Annotated in this window: 13 protein-coding genes; 11 read left to right on the plus strand and 2 right to left on the minus strand. The window is 41.7% G+C overall.

From position 1 onward, the window contains the following. Nucleotides 1–314: 314 nt before the first annotated feature. The 3 genes from G4420_RS20120 (at nt 315) to G4420_RS20130 (ending at nt 5,752) form a co-directional block, all read left to right on the plus strand. Complete coding sequence (locus G4420_RS20120; protein WP_163325746.1) at nt 315–4,109, plus strand: glycoside hydrolase family 2 TIM barrel-domain containing protein; 3,795 nt, start codon at nt 315–317, stop codon at nt 4,107–4,109. Between the two features lie 122 nt (nt 4,110–4,231). Then, complete coding sequence (locus tag G4420_RS20125; RefSeq protein ID WP_163325747.1) at nt 4,232–4,726, plus strand: ribonuclease HI; 495 nt, start codon at nt 4,232–4,234, stop codon at nt 4,724–4,726. A 180-nt stretch (nt 4,727–4,906) separates the two neighbouring features. Further along, nucleotides 4,907–5,752: a class I SAM-dependent methyltransferase gene (locus G4420_RS20130; RefSeq protein ID WP_163325748.1), complete on the plus strand. Its 846-nt coding sequence runs from the start codon at nt 4,907–4,909 to the stop codon at nt 5,750–5,752. Nucleotides 5,753–5,795: 43 nt separating this feature from the next. On the opposite strand, the gene G4420_RS20135 is transcribed toward G4420_RS20130, so the two are convergent. Together G4420_RS20135 and G4420_RS20140 are read right to left on the minus strand one after the other, a co-directional pair. Then, nucleotides 5,796–8,102: a glycoside hydrolase family 20 protein gene (locus G4420_RS20135; protein WP_163325749.1), complete on the minus strand. Its 2,307-nt coding sequence runs from the start codon at nt 8,100–8,102 to the stop codon at nt 5,796–5,798. 27 nt (nt 8,103–8,129) lie between these two features. Beyond that, on the minus strand, nt 8,130–11,300 hold the full coding sequence (locus G4420_RS20140) for a glycoside hydrolase family 2 TIM barrel-domain containing protein (protein WP_163325750.1): 3,171 nt from the start codon (nt 11,298–11,300) through the stop codon (nt 8,130–8,132). 322 nt (nt 11,301–11,622) lie between these two features. Between G4420_RS20140 and G4420_RS20145 the strand changes: the two genes are divergently transcribed. The 8 genes from G4420_RS20145 to G4420_RS20180 all read left to right on the plus strand — a co-directional run bounded on the left by G4420_RS20145 (nt 11,623) and on the right by G4420_RS20180 (nt 19,796). Continuing rightward, complete coding sequence (locus tag G4420_RS20145) at nt 11,623–12,870, plus strand: tagaturonate epimerase family protein (protein WP_163325751.1); 1,248 nt, start codon at nt 11,623–11,625, stop codon at nt 12,868–12,870. A gap of 59 nt (nt 12,871–12,929) precedes the next feature. Beyond that, nucleotides 12,930–14,318: a glucuronate isomerase gene (gene uxaC, locus G4420_RS20150; protein WP_246241716.1), complete on the plus strand. Its 1,389-nt coding sequence runs from the start codon at nt 12,930–12,932 to the stop codon at nt 14,316–14,318. Between the two features lie 90 nt (nt 14,319–14,408). After that, nucleotides 14,409–15,509, plus strand: a complete 1,101-nt coding sequence (locus tag G4420_RS20155) for a sugar kinase (protein WP_163325753.1) — start codon at nt 14,409–14,411, stop codon at nt 15,507–15,509. Nucleotides 15,510–15,602: 93 nt separating this feature from the next. Continuing rightward, nucleotides 15,603–16,274 carry a bifunctional 4-hydroxy-2-oxoglutarate aldolase/2-dehydro-3-deoxy-phosphogluconate aldolase gene (locus G4420_RS20160; protein WP_163325754.1) on the plus strand — a complete coding sequence of 224 codons (672 nt, stop codon included), beginning with the start codon at nt 15,603–15,605 and terminating at the stop codon, nt 16,272–16,274. Between the two features lie 43 nt (nt 16,275–16,317). Then, the gene (locus tag G4420_RS20165; RefSeq protein ID WP_163325755.1) at nt 16,318–17,301 is read left to right on the plus strand and encodes a TRAP transporter substrate-binding protein; all 984 of its coding nucleotides are present in this window, start codon (nt 16,318–16,320) and stop codon (nt 17,299–17,301) included. A gap of 20 nt (nt 17,302–17,321) precedes the next feature. Further along, nucleotides 17,322–17,792 (plus strand): TRAP transporter small permease, encoded by a 471-nt coding sequence (locus G4420_RS20170; RefSeq protein WP_204273768.1) that lies wholly within the window; start codon nt 17,322–17,324, stop codon nt 17,790–17,792. Next, nucleotides 17,792–19,255 (plus strand): TRAP transporter large permease, encoded by a 1,464-nt coding sequence (locus G4420_RS20175; protein WP_163325756.1) that lies wholly within the window; start codon nt 17,792–17,794, stop codon nt 19,253–19,255. The genes G4420_RS20170 and G4420_RS20175 overlap by 1 nt, the downstream gene beginning before the upstream one ends. Before the next feature lie 82 nt (nt 19,256–19,337). After that, entirely contained in the window at nt 19,338–19,796 is a 459-nt protein-coding gene (locus G4420_RS20180) for a magnesium-dependent phosphatase-1 (protein ID WP_163325757.1), read from the plus strand. Nucleotides 19,797–20,201 lie beyond the last annotated feature (405 nt).

Here is a 20,201-nt window from a genome sequence, read left to right on the forward strand (position 1 = left end):
AATGTGTATATTTAATTCTGTATGTTTTTTTATGTATTGACTTATGATTAAATATTTACAATTCAATTTTGTTTCACTTCATTTACTTAAATCGCATATCGAAAAATCCTGTTCGGATTATGCTTTACAGGTGTTAATAATTACTGTATCTCAAATTATCTTTATTTCTCGAATGTTTTTGGTTTATAACTGTAAAGGCTGAAGAGGTTTGGGTTATATTCAGCAAATTATGAGCAAAAAACATTTCATTCGCTTAGGTTAAACCGACAATTTATGTGTCTTGCTAAATAGAGAAATTAATTAAACCACATATCATGTTAAAAAATTTCAGTTTACTATTTTTATTCGTATTAGTGTATTCGTCCGTTTTTTCTCAGGACATAAAAGAATGGGAAGACCCGGCGGTTCTTAATATTAATCGCACCGATCCACATGCCAGCTTTTTCCCTTTTGAAAGTGAAAGATTGGCGTGGGACAATAATAAGAATGAGTCGGCTTATTTTCAGTCGTTAAATGGCATTTGGAAATTTAATATTGCCTCAAATCCCGAAGGCCGTCCCGTTGATTTTTACAAAACCGATTATGATGTAAGTAGCTGGGCCGACATAAAGGTGCCGGCAAACTGGGAACGCCAGGGCTTTGATACTGCCATATACGTAAATACAAGGTATCCGTTTTGGATGATTGCAAACGAACGCCCAAATCCGCCACATATTCCATCTGCTTACAATCCGGTTGGAAGTTACCGACGTAATTTTACTATTCCTGTAAATTGGGAGGATCGCCAGATCTCCATACACTTTGGAGCCGTAAAATCAGCGTTTTACATTTGGGTAAATGGCGAAAAAGTGGGGTATAGCGAAGGATCAAAAACTCCGGCCGAGTTCGATTTAACCGAATTTGTAAAACCGGGAGAAAATACACTGGCCCTTGAAGTGTATCGCTGGAGTACCGGGAGTTACCTCGAATGCCAGGATTTTTGGAGAATTAGCGGAATTGAGCGCGACGTATATTTACAGGCCACTCCAAAAGTTCATGTGCGCGACTTTTTTGTACTTGCCGGCCTGGACGAGAATTATAAAAACGGAACATTTTCTCTGGAAGTAGAAGTGGAAAACTATACCGAAGCCAATGCCGGAGATTATACGGTTGAAGCAAGTGTTTTAACCCTGGATAAAGATCAAAAAATAATTGACCTCTCCGAAACTTCATCCATAGGAGAAGAGCCGGCAATGTTTCAGTTTAGTGCCAATGTTGATAATCCAAAAAAATGGTCGGCAGAGCAACCCAACCTGTACAAACTGATGATTGTTTTAAAAGATGCTGAGGGAAATACCGTTGAAGCACTTTCGCAAAACATTGGTTTCCGCACGGCCGAAATTAAAAACGGCCAGTTTATGGTGAACGGAAAAGCAGTGTATGTTAAAGGAGTTAACCGTCACGAGCACGATCCGGATGAGGGACACGTAATCAGCCGCGAAATGATGTTAAAAGATATTCAGCTGATGAAGGAATTTAACATCAATACGGTGCGTACCTGTCACTATCCTGATGATCCTGAGTTTTATGCACTATGTGATTTGTACGGATTGTATGTAATTGATGAAGCGAACATCGAATCACATGGAATGGGTTATGGCGAAGAAAGTTTGGCCAAACATGCCGAGTGGGGGCCAATGCATTTGGATCGTACACGCCGGATGGTGGAACGCGATAAAAACCATGCTTGTATTGTTACCTGGTCGTTAGGAAACGAAGCCGGCGATGGTATTAACTTTGTTGCCACTTATAATTGGATTAAAGAGCGCGATAAAAGTCGTCCGGTGCAGTACGAGCGTGCCGGGTTGGAAGATCATACCGATATTTTCTGCCCCATGTACATGAGTATTGAGGGAATTATAAATTATGCAAAAGGAAATCCCGATCGCCCATTAATCGAATGCGAGTATGCACATGCAATGGGTAACAGTTGCGGTGGTTTGCAGGATTACTGGGATGCCATTGAAATGTATCCGGCTTTGCAGGGCGGTTGTATCTGGGACTGGGTTGACCAGGGATTGCGCGAAGTGGATGAGAAAGGAAGAATGTATTACACTTATGGTGGTGATTACGGAACCAACAAACCTAGCGACAACAGTTTTTGTATGAACGGTTTGGTAAATCCTGATCGGTTGCCGAATCCACAATTGTGGGAAACAAAAAAGGTGTACCAGAATATTTCAATAGCTGCAAATGATTTAATAGCTGGAAAATTTACCATCCGGAACAAGTACTTTTTTACCAACCTGAATGAGTTTAACCTGGTATGGACGGTTAAAAATGCAGAAGGTACTGTTGCCCACGGTATGGTTTCTGAATTAAATCTAGAACCACTGGCTGATAAAGCTTTTAGCATTTCGTTACCCGAATTGCCACAACCCAAAGCCGGACAAAGTTATGTGCTGAAATTTTCGCTGGTCACCAAAAATAGAAAAGGTTTGGTAAAAGCCGGGCACGAACAGGCCTGGGAAGAGTTTGTATTGCCAACACAATCGGCTGCTTATGCTACAGTTGAAAACAAAGGTGAAATCTCAGTTCAGCAAAACGATACAGAATATGTTGTTCTGGGTGAAAACTACCAGCTAAAAATCGATGCTGAATCAGGTATCATTTCATCGTACATTTTCAACGGAAAAGAAATGATGAAACAGGGGCCACGATTAAACTTTTTTCGTCCGCCAACAGAAAACGATATTCGCGACCGCAACGGTTACCGGATTTGGGAAAAAGCCGGGTTGGACAAACTGAAGCAAACAGTTCAAAAACCAGAACTTAAAAATCAGGCCGATGGAAGTCTGCTACTGATTTACCCTGTAACTCTAAAAAGCACTTCTTCCGAATTTTCTGCGGTTATGCAGTATCATATTTTTGGCGACGGAACTTTTAATGTCTCAAGCGAAGTTAATTTGCCGGAGTCGATAGCTGCCGTTGCAAAAGTGGGTTTGCAAATGAAAATGAAACGTTCGTACAATGAAGTTAGCTGGTATGGATTGGGCGGTGTTTCTACGTATCCCGACCGTAAGAGTGGCGGTAAATTCGATTTTTATTCAACTACTGCCGAGCAGCTTTACGATCATAACATTGTTATTCCACAAGATAATTGCAATCAATCGGGTGTCCGCTGGGCTTCGGTTTCGAATAGGGAAGGAAACGGATTTTTGTTGAGTGGATCAACCGAAATGAATTTCAGTGCTTATCCGTATGACGATGCTGAAATAACAAAAGCACGGCACCTGAACGAGTTGGATGAAGCCGATTTTGTTACCGTTAATTTCGATGCACTGGTTACCGGTCTGGGAACGGCCACTTGCGGCCCTGGAATTTTACCTCAGTATGTGGCAACAAACGGCATTTACCGTTTCGATGTTACTTATTCTCCGGTGCAACTTCAGCAAAAAAGCATCTTTGAATATGCCAGCGAAAAATACCCGGTTGCCGAACTTTTATTGGCTCAGGCTCCGGTTTTGGAACAAAACAATAACGGTGTAATTTCAATAAGCAGTGCTGAAAATGCTGATCTTTTTTATTCGGTGAATGATAAAAAATTTAAAGCCTATAAGAAACCATTCGAACTGAAAAAGGGCGGAAAAGTAGCTGTTTATGCGAAGGTTAATGGGAAAATGAATAGTAACCATGTAATCCGGTATTTTGAAATGAGTAAAAAGAAGTGGACTGCCACAGCCGATTGCAGCTACAAAGGAAACGAACCGGAAATGGCCATTGATAACAATCCGGAAACGATCTGGCACTCGGATTGGAGCGATGAAAAACTGGTGCAACCACACTTTTTACAAGTGGATTTGGGAGAGACGCTGGAGTTGAAAGGTTTTAGTTATTTGCCGCGACAGGATCAGTGGAACGGACGAATTGCGACCTATAATTTTGAGGTAAGTGTCGATGATAAAACCTGGGAAACAGCCGTTGAAAATGGTCGTTTTGGTTATTCCGACGATCGTCAGGAGAAAATGTTCGACAAAACATATAAGGTACGCTATATCAGAATTACGACATTACGCGAAATCCAACGTAATTTTTACAGCTCAATTGCTGAAATCGGGGTGATTTTATAATTGAATAATACGACTTAGGAAAAGTAGTCCTTTTCAAAAAGTCTTATAAAATATGTAGTGGATCCGATCCAAATAGTTATTAACTAAACCGGATCGGATCCTTATTTTTTGTAGCTTAGATAATGGATAAGCTGTATTTATTTACGGATGGAAGTGTACATGTTCAATCAAAAATTGGATATGGCGCCTGCCTGCTCCTTGCTGAAAAGGACCTGGCGGCTGATCGCTTAGAACAGCTTGTTCGAACCAAACGTTTTGAGAATACCTCATCTGCCAAACTCGAATTACAAACTTTACTTTGGGCTTTATCAGAATTGCCACAGGATGGTCAGCAAATATTTATTTATACCGATTCGCAGAATATTACGCAGCTCGTGGAACGCCGCCGCCGATTGGAAGATAAAGATTTTTGTACAAAAAGCGGGAAACCGCTGCAAAATGCCGACCTGTATAAACAGTTTTACAAAGTGGTTGATGCTTTAAACTGCGAGATGGTTAAAGTTCAGGGACACCAGCCAGCGCGTTTAAAAAATGAAATTGAGTGCATCTTTACAATCGTCGACAAAGCTTCCAGAAAGGCCTTGCGAAGTGAAACTAGCCTGCATAAATCTTCGTGATCCTAATTAACATTGTCATTACGATTTAAGTGGAATAAGTTTTTTAACTTTGCCGTACTTCATTTATTGAGAGAACATATCGAAAGCGCTTCATTCGGAGCTGAATAGTGCACAGGCAAAACTTCTGCTTGTGGCATTTTTTATTATTCAAATCATTCCAACATTTTAAATTGTAAGAAAATGAAACTCAATAAATTATTAGCTTATACCCAAAAACCAAACCTCTACGAACCGGGAACCGCAGTTATGTGGACCGATGAACACATCTCGAAACAACTTTTGCAAGTACATCTGAACGAAAATGTTGATTTGGCAAGTCGCAAACCGGAAACCATCAAAAATACGGTGGACTGGATTTTGGAAAAGTCAGGTGGAGAAAAACTGAATATTCTTGATTTGGGTTGTGGCCCCGGTTTATATTCAACAATGCTGGCAGAAAAAGGCCATAAAGTTACCGGAGTCGACTTCTCTAAAAATTCAATCGTTTACGCAAAAAGTAAGGTGAAAGAGGACAGACTTGAAATTATTTACCTGCAAGCAAATTACCTGGAACTGGAACTCCCTGATCAAAGCTTCGATCTGGTTCTGCTGATTTATACCGATTTGGGTGTTTTGCTGCCCGAAGACAGAACGAAGTTGCTTGGTTTTATTCATGGAGTTTTAAAACCGGGAGGCACCTTTATTTTCGATGTATTAAACGATAAGGACCTGCCTAAAAAAGTAGTACCAAAAAACTGGGAAGTAGCAGATGCGGGTTTTTGGAAACCGGAGCCTTATCTTGCGCTTTCTGAGTCGTTTTTATATGAGGAGGAGAAGGTAATATTATATCAGCATCAGGTAGTAAATGAGAATGAAAAAGTTGATGTTTACCGGTTCTGGACACACTTTTTTGGACATTCGAACCTGACAAAACTTTTGGCTGAAAACGAATGGGAGAACGTTGAATTTTACGAAGATGTTTTGCCGAAGGGGGATCTGTTTAGCGGAGAGCATGTAACTTTTACGGTTGCCCGCAAAAAGAAATAGAAAGAGAAACGGGCACGAACTAAAATCGTGCCCGTTGAATATTTTACTCTACAATAATTTCATCAACAAATAGCCAGGCCGGATCGCCGGCACCTGCATGACCTTTTGGACATTCGCCGAGGTTTTTAACCGTTACGCGCAAATAGCGACCTGAAGCCTTTTTGTTTACCACAAGTTCTTGAATCTGACGCTCACCATCAGAAATGCTCACTTTGTTTTTTATAGAGCCGATCTTTTTAAAGGTCTTTCCATCTATAGAACCTTCAACAATCATTTGCGATGGATAAAAAATCCATGCGCCAATATTCTGCAGAACTCCAACTTTAACGGCATTAAATTCTGTTTCTTCTCCCAAATCAACAGTGCCCACAAAGTCATTGCCAACAAATCCTTTCCAATTTCCATCAGCGTGGTTCCTTGTCCCTTTTATACCGTTCACCAACGCATATTCTCCGGTTGATTCATAGCTTTTGCTGTTCGGAAACTTCTGGTCCACTTTACAGGCAATAGCTTTGTGGATAAAAAAGTCGGTGGCCAGCGGCTCAGTTTTTAATTCACCATCCTGAATTACTACGGCTTTAACCGTTCCCGATTTACTAATTGAAAACGGTTGGGTGTATTTTTTTGAATTGGCCGTCGGTTTTGATCCGTCGGTTGTGTAATAAATAGTTGGATCATAAGCTTCGGTACTTAATTCAATTTTTATCGATTTGTTTGCCGGATCCAGTTCCGGTTTTGCCGAAACCTGAAATGCACTGGTTGCATAGTTGATTCCCAGTTTGTCGAATCGTTTGTACTGGCTTTCCATTCTTTTCGAGAAATCACCCCAGTCTTTCGCATCTTTTGGCGACCATAACACTTCAGACAGTGCACTCATTCGTGGCATAATCATGTATTCAACATGGCGGCCGTTGGGCATGTATTCTGTCCAGATATTGGCCTGCGCTCCGATAATATGTTTGGCTTCTTCGGTGCTTAATTCTGAAGGAACAGGTTCGTAATTATATACTTTTTTCAAGGTGATATTTCCGCCAAAAGCTTTTGGTTCCAGCGAAGGATCGCCCTGGTAATAATCGAAGTAACAGTGCGAGGTTGGCGACATTACCACGTCGTGACCGGCTTTTGCAGCTCTAATACCCGGATCGGAACCACGCCACGACATAATGGTTGCTGTCGGATCAAGTCCGCCTTCCAGAATTTCGTCCCAGCCAATCAACTGACGGCCGTTTTTATTCAGAAACTTCTCAATTCGTTTGATAAAATAAGCTTGTAATTCATGCTCGTCTTTTAATCCTTCGTCAGTCATGCGCTTCTGACAGAGCTCACATTTTTCCCATTCTGTTTTTGTGGCTTCGTCGCCTCCAATATGAATGTAAGTTGAAGGAAAAAGGCCCATAACTTCTGTCAATACATCTTCCAGAAAGTTAAATGTTTCTTCTTTTCCGGCACAGAAAATATGCGTGATCGGCCATACTCCGCCCGGAGGAACCGGTTGGTATTCGCCGGTGCACGAAAACTCGGGATAAGCAGCCAATGCCGACATAACGTGTGCGGGCATCTCAATTTCAGGAATTACCGTAACATGTTTTTTTCGCGCGTATTCAACAATGGCTATTACCTCTTCCTGCGAGTAAAAGCCGCCATATTTTGGTTCGTTTTCTTTCACCGGTTCTTTTCTCGAGTTCCAGTCCAAATCCTCACGGTCGGCACGCCATGCGCCAACTTCAGTAAGTTTTGGGTACTTTTTTATTTCAATACGCCAACCCTGGTCATCCACTAAATGCCAGTGGAAAACATTCATTTTGTGCAGCGCGATGTAGTCGATGTATTTGTAAATAAACTCAACGGGCATAAAGTGCCGCGATACATCAAGATGCAAACCACGCCAGCCAAAACGAGGATAATCGGTAATATCCATGCAGGGCAGGGTAGTGCCATCGTTTGCCGTTAACAGTTGCCAAATGCTATGCATGCCATAAAATAGACCTGCTGTTGTATTGGCATTTAAAAATACGCGGTCGTTTTGAATAGAAAGTGTATAACCTTCGTTGCCGATTCTTGTGTCGAGTGGATTGTTGAGCTGGATAAGAATATTGCCTTCTTTTGGAGCTGTTGTTGCAACAAACTCAGGAGTGTTACCTGTCGCGCTTTTTAGCAGTTCTTTTGCCAGATCGGAGAATTCTTTTTCAGTTTCATTAGAGGCGTTAAAAAGAACTTTTGTGTTGTCGGTAATTTTAAAAACGCCCTCTTTTTTTACCACCGAAACCGGCTTTGGTACGATGTCGGCAGATTGGGCAAAAATCCCCAAACTGATTGTCATGACGACGAATAAAATGATAGCCTTCTGCATTGTTCGTTAAATTACTGATGTTGCTAATTAAAATATCGGCTCGATTGTAAAACTGTACTGGTAATCTTTTGCCGGAATCTGATACTGCTGCATTGGTTGTGCTCCCCACGAATTATCGCCGGCAACACCCATTTGTATCAGGTCAGTGCGAATAAATACACCGTCTTTTTTCACAATGTCGTTGGTGTGGCGGTAGTCGTTCCTGTCTTCCATGTCAAAATCTTCAAGCGGATTATGCAGGGTAGAAAATCCAATTACCGGATCGCCCGATATTTTTAAGCCCAAGCCGTTTTCGTTTCTCAACTCAAACCAGCGCACATCGGTTTTGTAGCCATTCTCCTGCGGACGAACGTATTTAAAATACTGGTCGGCCACCTTGCTTTCGTAAATACCCACAACAGCACTGTGGTTACGGTCGATGTAGTTTTCGTGTGGCCCGCGACCAAAATATTTCAGGTTGTCGAAATTCACCGGCATTTCCCAACGCATGCCAATTCGCGGAATGTTGGGGAGCTCGGTATTCGACGTTTCAAAAATACTGGTAACCTCAATCTTGCCGTTTCCGTCAATTACCTGAACTACCGATTGTGTCGCATCGATCTTATCAAAATTGTATTTTGTTGTCAGGTAAATTTTGTTGTTGTCGGTTTTTACAGCAGTAACACTTTCGGGTTTTAAGTTCCTTGAAACTTCGCGCCAAACGCCCAATCGACCTAGCATGTTGCTGCCTTTATCATTGTCGTTGGCTGGTCGCCAGAAATTCACCTGCGGACCTTTTTGAATCAACTCAGTTCCATTCATTTTATACGATGAAATTGTACCTGTTTCTTTGTCAAAGTTAATAACGAATTGTGGTCCATGAACTGTAAAATTCTTATTAGTCTCTTCCAGTTTTAATTCCGCCGAAGATGTTTGTTCTTTAGTTGCACTTACCATTTCTATATTAACAGGAAACTGTGCGTGCGTCACTTCAAATCCGGCTTTACGGAATGGTTTATCTTCCTTAAGTTTTACCGAAAAATCGATGAAGAATTCATGAGGTTCCGGATCGCTAAAGTCAATCTTTATTCCTGTATTAAGATCTACATCGGTTGATTCGCCCGGTTTAAGGTCAACGTTTTCCAAAATACCCGAGCTGTAATATTCTCCATCGCGGGTGCATGTCCAGCTGATTTCGTAATCGCTCAGATCAACAAAATCAAACATATTGGTAATTCGGTACCCTTTGTCAAGTTGTTCAATTTTTACATTCTGATAAGCATATTTTACTTCCCACATGGCAGGATGCGGCGTGTAGTCGGCCGATATAATTCCGTTACAAACAAAATTATAGTCGGTTGGCATGTTTTCGCCATAATCGCCACCGTAAGCCCAAAACTCAGTGCCATCGTCCGATTTTTTTACCAACGCCTGATCGATCCAGTCCCAAATATAACCGCCCTGCAACTGGTCGTTTCTGTCGCGGTTAAATACTTCCCATAAATCAACCAGGTTGCCGTTGCTGTTTCCCATGGCATGCGAATATTCGCTTGAAATAAAAGGTTTGGTCTGGTGTTTCGATCCGTAATTCTCCAGTGCTCGTACGCTCGGATATTGCGGGCAAAAAATATCGGTATTATCACCCATAATAGCACGCTCGTAATGCACCGGACGCGATGGATCGCGTTCTTTTATGGCTTTGTAAACGGCAGAGAAAACTTCACCGTCGCCGGCTTCATTTCCCATCGACCAAACAATTACTGAAGGGTGGTTTTTATCGCGCTCAACCATTCGCATATTGCGATCGACGTGTGCCGGTGTCCATTCCGGTTTTTTGGCCAGCGAATGTTCTCCGTAATACATTCCGTGCGACTCTATGTTGGCTTCGTTGGTCACATATAAACCGTATTTGTCACACAGATCGTAAAAACGTTCGTCGTTGGGGTAGTGGCTGGTACGCACCGCATTAATGTTGAACTGTTTCATCAGCGCAATTTCCTTTATCATTGCCTCTTCGCTTACCACATGCCCATTGTATTGGTCGTGCTCATGTCGGTTAACCCCTTTAATAGTAACCGGAACTCCGTTGATATGGAACACTGCATCGATAATCTCAATCTTACGGAAACCAATATTTGAGCGAACCGCTTCAACAGTGTTTCCGTTGTCGTCAATCAAACTAATTATTAGCAGATATAAATTAGGCGTTTCGGCAGTCCATTTTCTTACATCTTTTATTTGTTCTTCCGAAAAATGAACAGTAGCATTTTCATTTCGGTTAATTTTAACTTCCTGTTCACGGCTCAATAGCGCTGAGCCACTTTCATCATAAATATTGTATTTAACGGTGTAGTCGCCCGATTTTAGTTTCGAAGTGTGATTACTCAAGTCAACATCCAGACTAAATACTCCGTTAGTGTATTCGGAATCCAGATCAGGTTTTGCAAAAAAGTCGCGGATGCGAACTTTAGGAGTAGAATAGAGATAGACATCGCGTTCGATACCGCTTATACGCCAAAAATCCTGTGCTTCGAGGTACGAACCGTCAGACCAGCGGTAAACTTCGGCTGCCACAATATTTTCGCCTTCCTTTAAATATGGAGTAATGTCCCACTCTGCAGGCGTTTTACTTCCTTGTGAGTAGCCCACTTTTTCGCCGTTAATCCATAAATAAAAAGCTGATTTTACTGCTCCAAACTGTATAAAAACCTGGCGGCCATTCCAGTTTTCAGGTACGGTAAAAGTTCTGCGGTAAGAGCCTACCGGATTGTAATCGTGTGGAACTTTGCCCGGTTCGGCCGGATAAATGTCATCCACAAATATCATTTCCGGCGACACCGGCTTTTTGTAGTCTGAAAACTCATATTGATGATTTACGTATATCGGTACGCCATAGCCTTCAAGTTCCCAGTTTGCCGGAACGGGAATATCGTTCCAATCAGAAACATCATATTCCGGTTTGTAAAAATTTACCGGTCGGTCGGAAGGTTTTCTCACCCAATTAAATTTCCAGGTGCCGCTCAATGTCTTATAGAATTCCGATTGATGTGGCTTTTGTGTTAAGGCATCATCAACCGAGCCAAATGGCATAAGGCTGGCATGCGGTTTTTCTTTGTTGATGTTGAAAACGGCCGGATTTTCCCAATCTGCTGGTTGATCTTGTGCAGATAGTAAAATAGAAAAGAAAATGAGGGTAAGAAGGACAGTGAAATGTTTCATAGATTTGAAAAATATTTAAAAGTATTATTGATTTAAGTTAATAAATTACAAAGATACACTTTTTTGAGCGTATATATCGGGTTCGGTTTTCAGAAAATATACAACTGTTAAGAATGTGTGTGTTGTTTTAGAAATATCTGAACGTTGATGATAAAAGTTAATAAGTATTAAGTAGTTAAAAAACAGTGTTGTAGGTGTGACGTTGCTTAGCGTGGAATGATTTTAAAGAACAGTAAATATTTGTTAGATTTAAAATATAATTCTACTTTCGTGCACGTACACGGAAATCGATTTTTGAAAAAATAAATACTAGACTTGTATCATGCAATTTGGAAAATATAGTTTTGGAGTGGGCGACCGCTTCAACCACGAAGGACAGGCGCAACTCCGTGCCTTAATTAAAGCGAATAAAAAAGGTATTGAAGTAACTCCGGTTTGGAATAAATCAAATCGCGAACACGATATTGTGCATTCCGAGCCATCGGGCACACGAATTGAAGCCGATGAGGCAGTAAAAGCACTGGCCTGGGAAAATTCCTATTTTGTTGATGCCGATCATATCAATCTTGGAAACGTTGACCGTTTTATCGAGCCAAGTAACTTTTTTACCCTCGACGTGGCTATGTATATTGGTACCGAGGCATCGGTTGAAGATGTGGCTGCTTTTAAAGAAACCTGCAAGTTGCTGGGAGATGAGGTAACTATACCGGGGATAGAGGAACCGATTGTAATTACCAGAGAATTGCTGGAAGAGGTGGCCTCGAAATATCTGGCTGCCGTTAAAGAAGCAGGAAAAATTTACCGACACATTGAGGCGGTGAAAGGAAAAGGCAGCTTTGTTACCGAAGTATCAATGGACGAAGTTGAGGCTCCGCAAACTCCGGTTGACATGTTTTTCATATTAAAAATGATTGCCAACGAAAATATTCCGGCGCAAACCATTGCTCCTAAATTTACTGGCCGTTTTAATAAAGGTGTTGATTATGTGGGTGATGCCGAACAGTTTGCCAAAGAGTTTGAGCAGGATGTACTGGTAATTGATTATGCGGTAAAAGAGTTTGGATTACCGGCTGATCTGAAACTCAGCGTTCACTCGGGATCTGATAAATTCACGATTTACCCGATAATGGCCGGTATCATTAAAAAGTTCGATAAGGGAATTCACGTAAAAACTGCAGGAACAACCTGGCTGGAAGAAGTGATCGGATTAGCTATTTCGGGCGATGAAGGTTTGGCTGCAGCGAAAGAAATTTACACCAAAGCGCTGGATCGGAAAGAAGAACTTTGTGCTCCTTATGCCGATGTTATTGATATTGATGACTCAAAACTTCCATCAGCGGAAGAGGTTGCCGGCTGGACGGGCGAAAAATTCGGAAATACCTTGCGTCATATTCCCGGACATGCGGATTATAATGCAAACTTCCGTCAGTTAATTCATGTAGGCTATAAAGTTGCTGCCGAAATGGGAGAGCGCTACACAGGATTGCTGGAGAAATATGCTGATGTGGTTGGTGCTTGTGTAGAGGAAAATATCTTCGACCGACATTTAAAACGATTATTCGACTTATAAAATAACTCCGGACTTCGGTTTTCCGACTTCCGACTTTTTTATTCATTATGAAAGCTTTTATGGACAAAGATTTCCTTTTGCAAACCGATGTTGCAAAGGAATTATATCACAATCATGCGGCCAAAATGCCGATTTTTGATTACCACTGTCATATCAATCCGCAGGAAATTGCTGAGGATAAAGAGTATGAAAACATCACGCAGCTTTGGTTGTATGGCGACCATTACAAATGGCGCGGAATGCGTACCAACGGTGTTGCCGAGAAATACTGTACAGGAAATGCCAGCGATTGGGAAAAGTTTGAAAAGTGGGCCGAAACGGTGCCGCACACTTTGCGCAATCCGCTTTTTCACTGGACACATCTGGAACTAAAAAAATTCTTTGGAATCGATAAAGTTTTGAGTCCGGCAACTGCAAAAGAGATTTGGGAAGAATGTAATGCCAAATTGCAAACTCCTGAATATTCATGCCGCGGAATTATAAAAATGGCCAATGTGCATACCATTTGCACTACCGACGATCCGGTGGATTCGTTGGAGTATCACAGAGCCATTAAAGCTGATGGTTTTGAAACTGCTGTACTTCCGGCCTGGCGCCCTGATAAGGCGATGGCCGTGGAGAATGCAACTACTTACAATGCGTATTTAAGTGAGCTGGAAGAGGCTGCCAATATTAATATTAACAGCTTTAGCGGTTTGATGGAAGCACTGGACGATCGTCACGAGTTTTTCCATTTAAATGGTTGTCGTTTAAGCGATCATGGTGTTGAAACAATTCTGGCTGAAGATTACACCGAAGCCGAAATTGAAAAGATCTTCATTAAAGTTCGTAAAGGTGGTGCGCTTACAAAAGAAGAAGTGGTGAAATTCAAGTCTTGCATGTTGTACGAATTCGGAATTATGGACCATTCGCGCGGATGGACGCAACAGTTTCATATTGGCGCTTTACGCAACAATAATACGCGTTTGTTCAAAAAACTTGGAGCAGATGTAGGTTTTGATTCGATTGGTGATTTTGATATTGCACGACCGCTGTCAAAATTGCTGGATCGACTGGATATGGAGAATAAATTATCAAAAACGATATTATACAACCTGAATCCTCGCGACAATGAGCTGATTGCCACAATGATCGGTAACTTCCAGGACGGTTCTGTTCCCGGAAAAATGCAATTTGGTTCGGGCTGGTGGTTCCTCGATCAGAAAGACGGCATGGAAAAACAAATGCAGGCCTTATCAAATCTTGGTTTGTTGAGCCGTTTTGTGGGAATGCTAACCGATTCACGCAGTTATTTGTCGTATACCCGTCACGAATATTTCCGTCGTACCTTGTGTAATTTACTGGGTAACGATGTTGAAAATGGCGAGATTCCATACGATATGGAACTGTTGGGAAGCATGGTTGAAAATATCTGTTTCAATAATGCAAAAGCTTATTTTAATTTTTAGTAAAAACACTTTGATTTTAAGGCGATCATTCAAAATATTTTAATAGAAATGTATCTTTGCAATCGATTGCATTAAAGAATAGACTAAATCATGGCAAAATTGGAAATTAAATCAAAATCCGAATGTACATACGACTGTATTTCTCTTGGTGAAGTAATGTTAAGACTCGATCCTGGAGAAGGCAGAATAAGAACAACGCGTCAGTTTCGTGCCTGGGAAGGCGGTGGCGAATATAACGTTTCACGCGGTCTGAGAAGGTGTTTCGGAAAGAAAACAGCAATTATAACTGCATTGGCCGACAACGAAGTTGGTGCCTTAATTGAAGATTTTATGCTTCAGGGCGGTTTGGATACTCAATTTGTAAAATGGGTTGACTACGATGGTTGTGGTCGCACCGTTCGTAATGGATTAAACTTTACAGAAAGAGGCTTTGGCATTCGTGGTGCAAAAGGTGTTTCCGACCGTGGAAATACAGCTGCATCGCAATTAAAACCGGGCGATATCGACTGGGAATATATCTTTGGAACATTGGGCGTTCGCTGGATGCACACCGGTGGTATTTTCGCCGCACTTTCGGAAACGGCAGCAGAAACAGTTATCGAGGCGGTAAAAATTGCCAAAAAATACGGTACCATTGTTTCATACGATTTGAATTACCGTCCGTCGCTTTGGAAAGCCATTGGTGGAGAAGCAAAAGCGCAGGAAGTAAACCGCGAAATTGCCAAGTACGTAGATGTAATGATCGGTAACGAAGAAGATTTCACAGCTTGTTTGGGACTTGAAGTGGAAGGTAACGAAGAGAACTTGAAAGAGCTGGATTTAACCGGATATAAAAACATGATAAAATCTGCTGTATCCGAGTTTCCTAACTTCAAGGTTATAGCCACAACATTGCGTACCGTTAAAACGGCAACCGTAAATTCATGGGGTGCTATCTGTTATGCTGATGGTGTAATTCATGAAGCTCAGCATCGCGAAGATCTTGAAATAATGGATCGTGTAGGTGGTGGAGATAGTTTTGCATCCGGTTTAATTTATGGTTTCCTTGAGTTTAACGATGGTGCAAAAGCTGTTGAATATGGTGCAGCGCACGGTGCATTGGCAATGACCACTCCGGGCGACACAACCATGGCAACACTGTCGGAAGTAGAAAAAATAATCGGAGGCGGAAGCGCTCGTGTTGATCGATAAAAAACAGTAAACAGTCTCAGTTTTCAGTCAGTAAGAATAGTTAGTTCATGATGGAACTGATAACTGCGACTGTGAACTAAAAACTTATAAAAGATGGCAAGATTTTCAAGAATAGAAGTAGCATTAAAAATGAAAGAAACCGGAATGGTGCCGGTGTTCTATCATCAGGATGTTGAGGTTTGTAAAGCAGTGGTAAAAGCCTGCTACGATGGTGGTGTACGTTTATTCGAATTCACCAACCGTGGCGATTTTGCGACACTTGTTTTTGCTGAATTAAATAAATGGGCCATTAAAGAATGCCCGGAAATGATAATGGGAGTTGGCTCAATCGTTGATGAGGCCACAGCTGCCATGTACATAGCTTTAGGAACCAACTTTGTAGTTGCTCCGCTAATTGATGAAGGAACTGCAAAAGTTTGTAACAAACGCAAAATTGCCTGGAGTCCGGGTTGTGGTTCGGTTACTGAAATTGGCCGTGCACACGAATTAGGTGCCGAGGTGGTTAAAATATTCCCCGGATCGCAGGTGGGAGGACCAAGCTTTGTAAAAGCCGTAAAAGGACCGATGCCTTATGCCAGCATAATGCCAACCGGTGGTGTTTCTCCGGATAAAGAGAACCTGAAACAATGGTTCGATGCCGGTGTAACTTGTGTGGGTATGGGATCGCAGTTGTTCCCAAAAGAAGTTTTGGCCGAAAAAAATTATGCCTATATTACCGAAAAATGTACAGAGGCACTGAAAATTATCAGTGACCTGACAACATAAAACAGCCGCCCTAAATGGCGAAACACTAAATCAATTTTATCTAATGAGAACTAAAATCTTTAAAGCTTTTTCGTTGGTTTTTGTGGTAGTATTTCTTTTGGGATGCACCGAAACCAAACAACATAAAGTCTTAAAACTGGCTCATGGTCTCGATCCAACTCACCCGGTACATAAGGGAATGGAGTTTATGGCAGAACGTTTGGCTGAAAAATCAGGAGGAAAATTAACCATCGATATTTATCCCAGCGGACAGTTGGGCTCCGAGCAACAATGCGTTGAATTGTTGCAGATTGGAAGCCTGGCAATTACCAAAGTTTCTGCTGCGGTAATGGAAAGTTTTACTCCAAAATTCAAAGCGCTGGGTTTGCCTTATGTTTTTCGCTCGAAAGAACATTCCTTTAAGGTATTTGATGGGGAAATCGGCAAAGAGTTGTTGCTGGGAACGGAGGAATACTGGATTCGAGGTTTGTGTTTTTATGATGCCGGTTTCCGTAGTTTTTACACCATCGATAAACCCATAAATACACCTGACGATTTAAAAGGTATGAAGATCAGGGTGATGAAAAGTCAGACTGCCATGGAAATGGTACGTACTTTAGGTGGTTCTCCAACTCCAATTTCGTGGGGCGAATTGTACACTGCACTTCAAAGTGGAGTGGTTGACGGCGCCGAAAACAACGAGCCAAGTTTATATACTTCGCACCATTACGAGGTGTGTAAACAGTACTCATTAGATGAACACACCTGTGTGCCCGATGTGCTGATCATCAGTACAAAAGTGTGGAATACACTAAGCGATCAGGAACAAAAATGGTTACAGGAAGCTGCCGACGAATCGGTTCCGGTAGAGCGGAAATACTGGGCCGAATCGGTAGAAGAATCGTTGCAGATCGTTCAGGAGAATGGTGTTCAGATCAATTATCCTGACAAAGAATTATTTGCAGATAAAGTTTCCGATCTACTTGATAAATACCGTCAGGACGAAGTTTTGGGAGACATATTACGTCGCATCGAAGCCGTTAAATAGAAACCGATAAGAAAAAGATAATGACTATCAGAGAAAAAATAGATAAAGTAATCGAGATCTTGTTGATTTCGATTATGAGCATATTGGTACTCGATGTGCTCTGGCAGGTTTTTAGCCGCTACGTTTTGTCCGCACCTAGTTCGTTTACCGACGAGCTGGCCGGATTTCTTCTAATTTGGGTAGGTATGTTGGGGGCCGCTTATGTGGCCGGAAAAAATGAACACCTGGCCATCGATCTGATGTTGCAAAAAATGAAAGGTGCCAAAAAACGCCGTTTGCAGATTATTATTAATTCGCTGGTTGGCCTTTTTGCCTTGTTTGTTATGGTTGTTGGCGGATCGTGGCTGGTTTATACGCGTTTTTACCTCCAGGTAAAATCAGCAGCACTGGCGCTGCCTCTGGGGTATGTTTACCTCATTGTCCCACTTAGCGGACTGCTTATTATTTATTATGCTATTGATAATTCACTGAACCAAAATATTGAAGAGTAATGGAATTTTTAGGAGTAATTGTACTTGTAGTAAGCTTTATAATTTTACTTGTAATTGGAGTTCCTATTGCTATCAGTATCGGAATTTCAGGGATTTTAACCATGCTGGTAACCATTATGCCACTGCCTGCAGCAACAACATTTGCGCAGCGGATGGCAACGGGGCTGGATAGTTTTGCACTGTTGGCGATTCCGTTTTTTATACTGGCGGGGAATATAATGAACAAGGGTGGGATAGCTATCCGGCTTATTAATTTTGCCCGGGTTTTGGTTGGTCGCTGGCCTGCCGGACTGGCTTTTGTTAATGTTTTTGCGAATATGCTTTTCGGTGCCATTTCAGGCTCGGCTGCTGCTTCGGCTTCGGCGATCGGTAGTATTATGATGCCTGAAATGAACAAAGAAGGTTACGACAAAAACTTTAGTGCGGCGGTAAACATTACTTCGGCAACAACGGGATTGTCTATTCCGCCAAGTAATATCCTCATTGTATATTCGCTCGCCAGTGGTGGTGTTTCCATTACTGCGCTTTTCCTTGCCGGCTATGCCCCGGGTATTTTAACAGGACTGGCAATTATGGCAGTGGCTTTGGGAATGTTTTCGTACAAACATTTTGGATTTAGCGGAATGGTTCGCAACCTCGGTAAATTTTTTGCCGTTATTGCATCCCTTGCTTTGGTAATTGTTGGATTGATAAAAGTAAACAGTGCATTTTCGACAGGAGTAGCCACTGCCATTTATGGCGGAATCGGCGCTTTGTTTCTGGGAGGAATTGGCTATTACGGCAGCAGGCATAAAAAAGGTGCATTAAATGCTTTAAAAACTCTCTGGCACGCTCTCCCGAGTTTGATGATGCTGGTGATCGTTATCGGTGGTATTGTGGCCGGTTTCTTTACAGCAACCGAAGCTTCGGCAGTGGCTGTTTTATACGCGCTGATACTGGCATTTATTTACCGCGAAATGAGCTGGAAGGACCTTCCTGATGTAATTCTGCGCTCGGTAAAAACAACAGCGTTTGTGCTTTTGCTTGTGGCCACCTGTATCGGTTTGTCGTGGATTATGGCTTACGAGAATATTCCACAGAATGTGAGTGAAGCTTTATTGGCATTGAGCGATAATAAATTTGTAATTCTGCTGATCATCAATTTGATTCTGCTGTTTGTGGGCGTATTTATGGACATGACTCCGGCAGTACTGATCTTTACTCCGATATTCTTACCTATCGTTACCAATTTAGGATTGGAACCGGTTCACTTCGGAATTATTATGGTACTGAATCTGAGTGTAGGTTTGGGAACGCCTCCTGTTGGATCGCTGTTATTCATAGGCTGCAGTGTAAGCCAGGTAAAAATCGAAACGGTGATAAAACCACTTATCCCGATGTTTATAGCAATGATCGTTTGTTTGTTGCTGGTAACGTATATTCCTGAAATCTCGATGTGGCTGCCTCAAAGCCTGGGATTTTAGCGACTTAAAATTTGTGTTTTATATTGGCTCTGAGGAGTTGATATAAAACACAAATCTCCATACTTTCTCTATTTTCGCTCCCATGAAGTTATTCGTTTTTGATTTGGATTTTACCCTGTGGGATTCCGGTGGAACCTGGTGTGATGCCACAAATCCGCCTTATTACTGGAGCGACGGCGCCTTACTTGATCAATCAAACAGTGAAATTGTATTGTATCCCGATGTGATTCCGGTATTAGAGGAACTCAAAAGGAATAACCGGAAAATTGCTGCGGCGTCAAGAACTTTTGAGCCATCCTGGGCACAAGACCTGCTCCACTTGTTTGATATCGATAAATATTTCGATCTAAAAGAAATTTATCCAGGCAGTAAAATTCAACACTTCTCAAAAATCAAAAAGTATTTTGGAATTGATTATTCCGACATGGTTTTCTTCGACGATGAAGACCGTAATATTCTCGAAGTAGGGAAACTGGATGTTGAAACAGTTTTTGTTAACGACGGACTTCGGAAAGGGCAGGTATTTCAGTATTTGAAATAGACTTGTAGGTATTCGAATAGCTTGCGATCAGCATTTTAAACCGTTAAATATCAGTTTAATCTTGTGTGCTTTTCAGTAAATAATATCGTGCTGGTTCATCTACAGCAGGTATATTTGTTGCATACAAACCCTGTAGATAGTTTAGTTAAAGGTTTTAGAAACCCGTTATATTGTGATAAAATAAATATCCCGGATTGGACGCCCGGGATTTTTTATGCCGAATAAATAAGCCCAGTGTCGATCCAATATGCAAAAGGTTTTGAAAATACCTTCAAAAATTATCTCTGCAGTAACTCTCTTCATAACTACGAACTTCTGCGTCAGCATTTCGGCAGTAGTAATTTCAGCATTTTGGCTAGTTGAATTCAGTAGCTCACGTAGTGCTTTAAATTGTAACATAATTAC

It is taken from the genome of Draconibacterium mangrovi (genome assembly GCF_010586825.1).
Classification (GTDB): domain Bacteria; phylum Bacteroidota; class Bacteroidia; order Bacteroidales; family Prolixibacteraceae; genus Draconibacterium; species Draconibacterium mangrovi.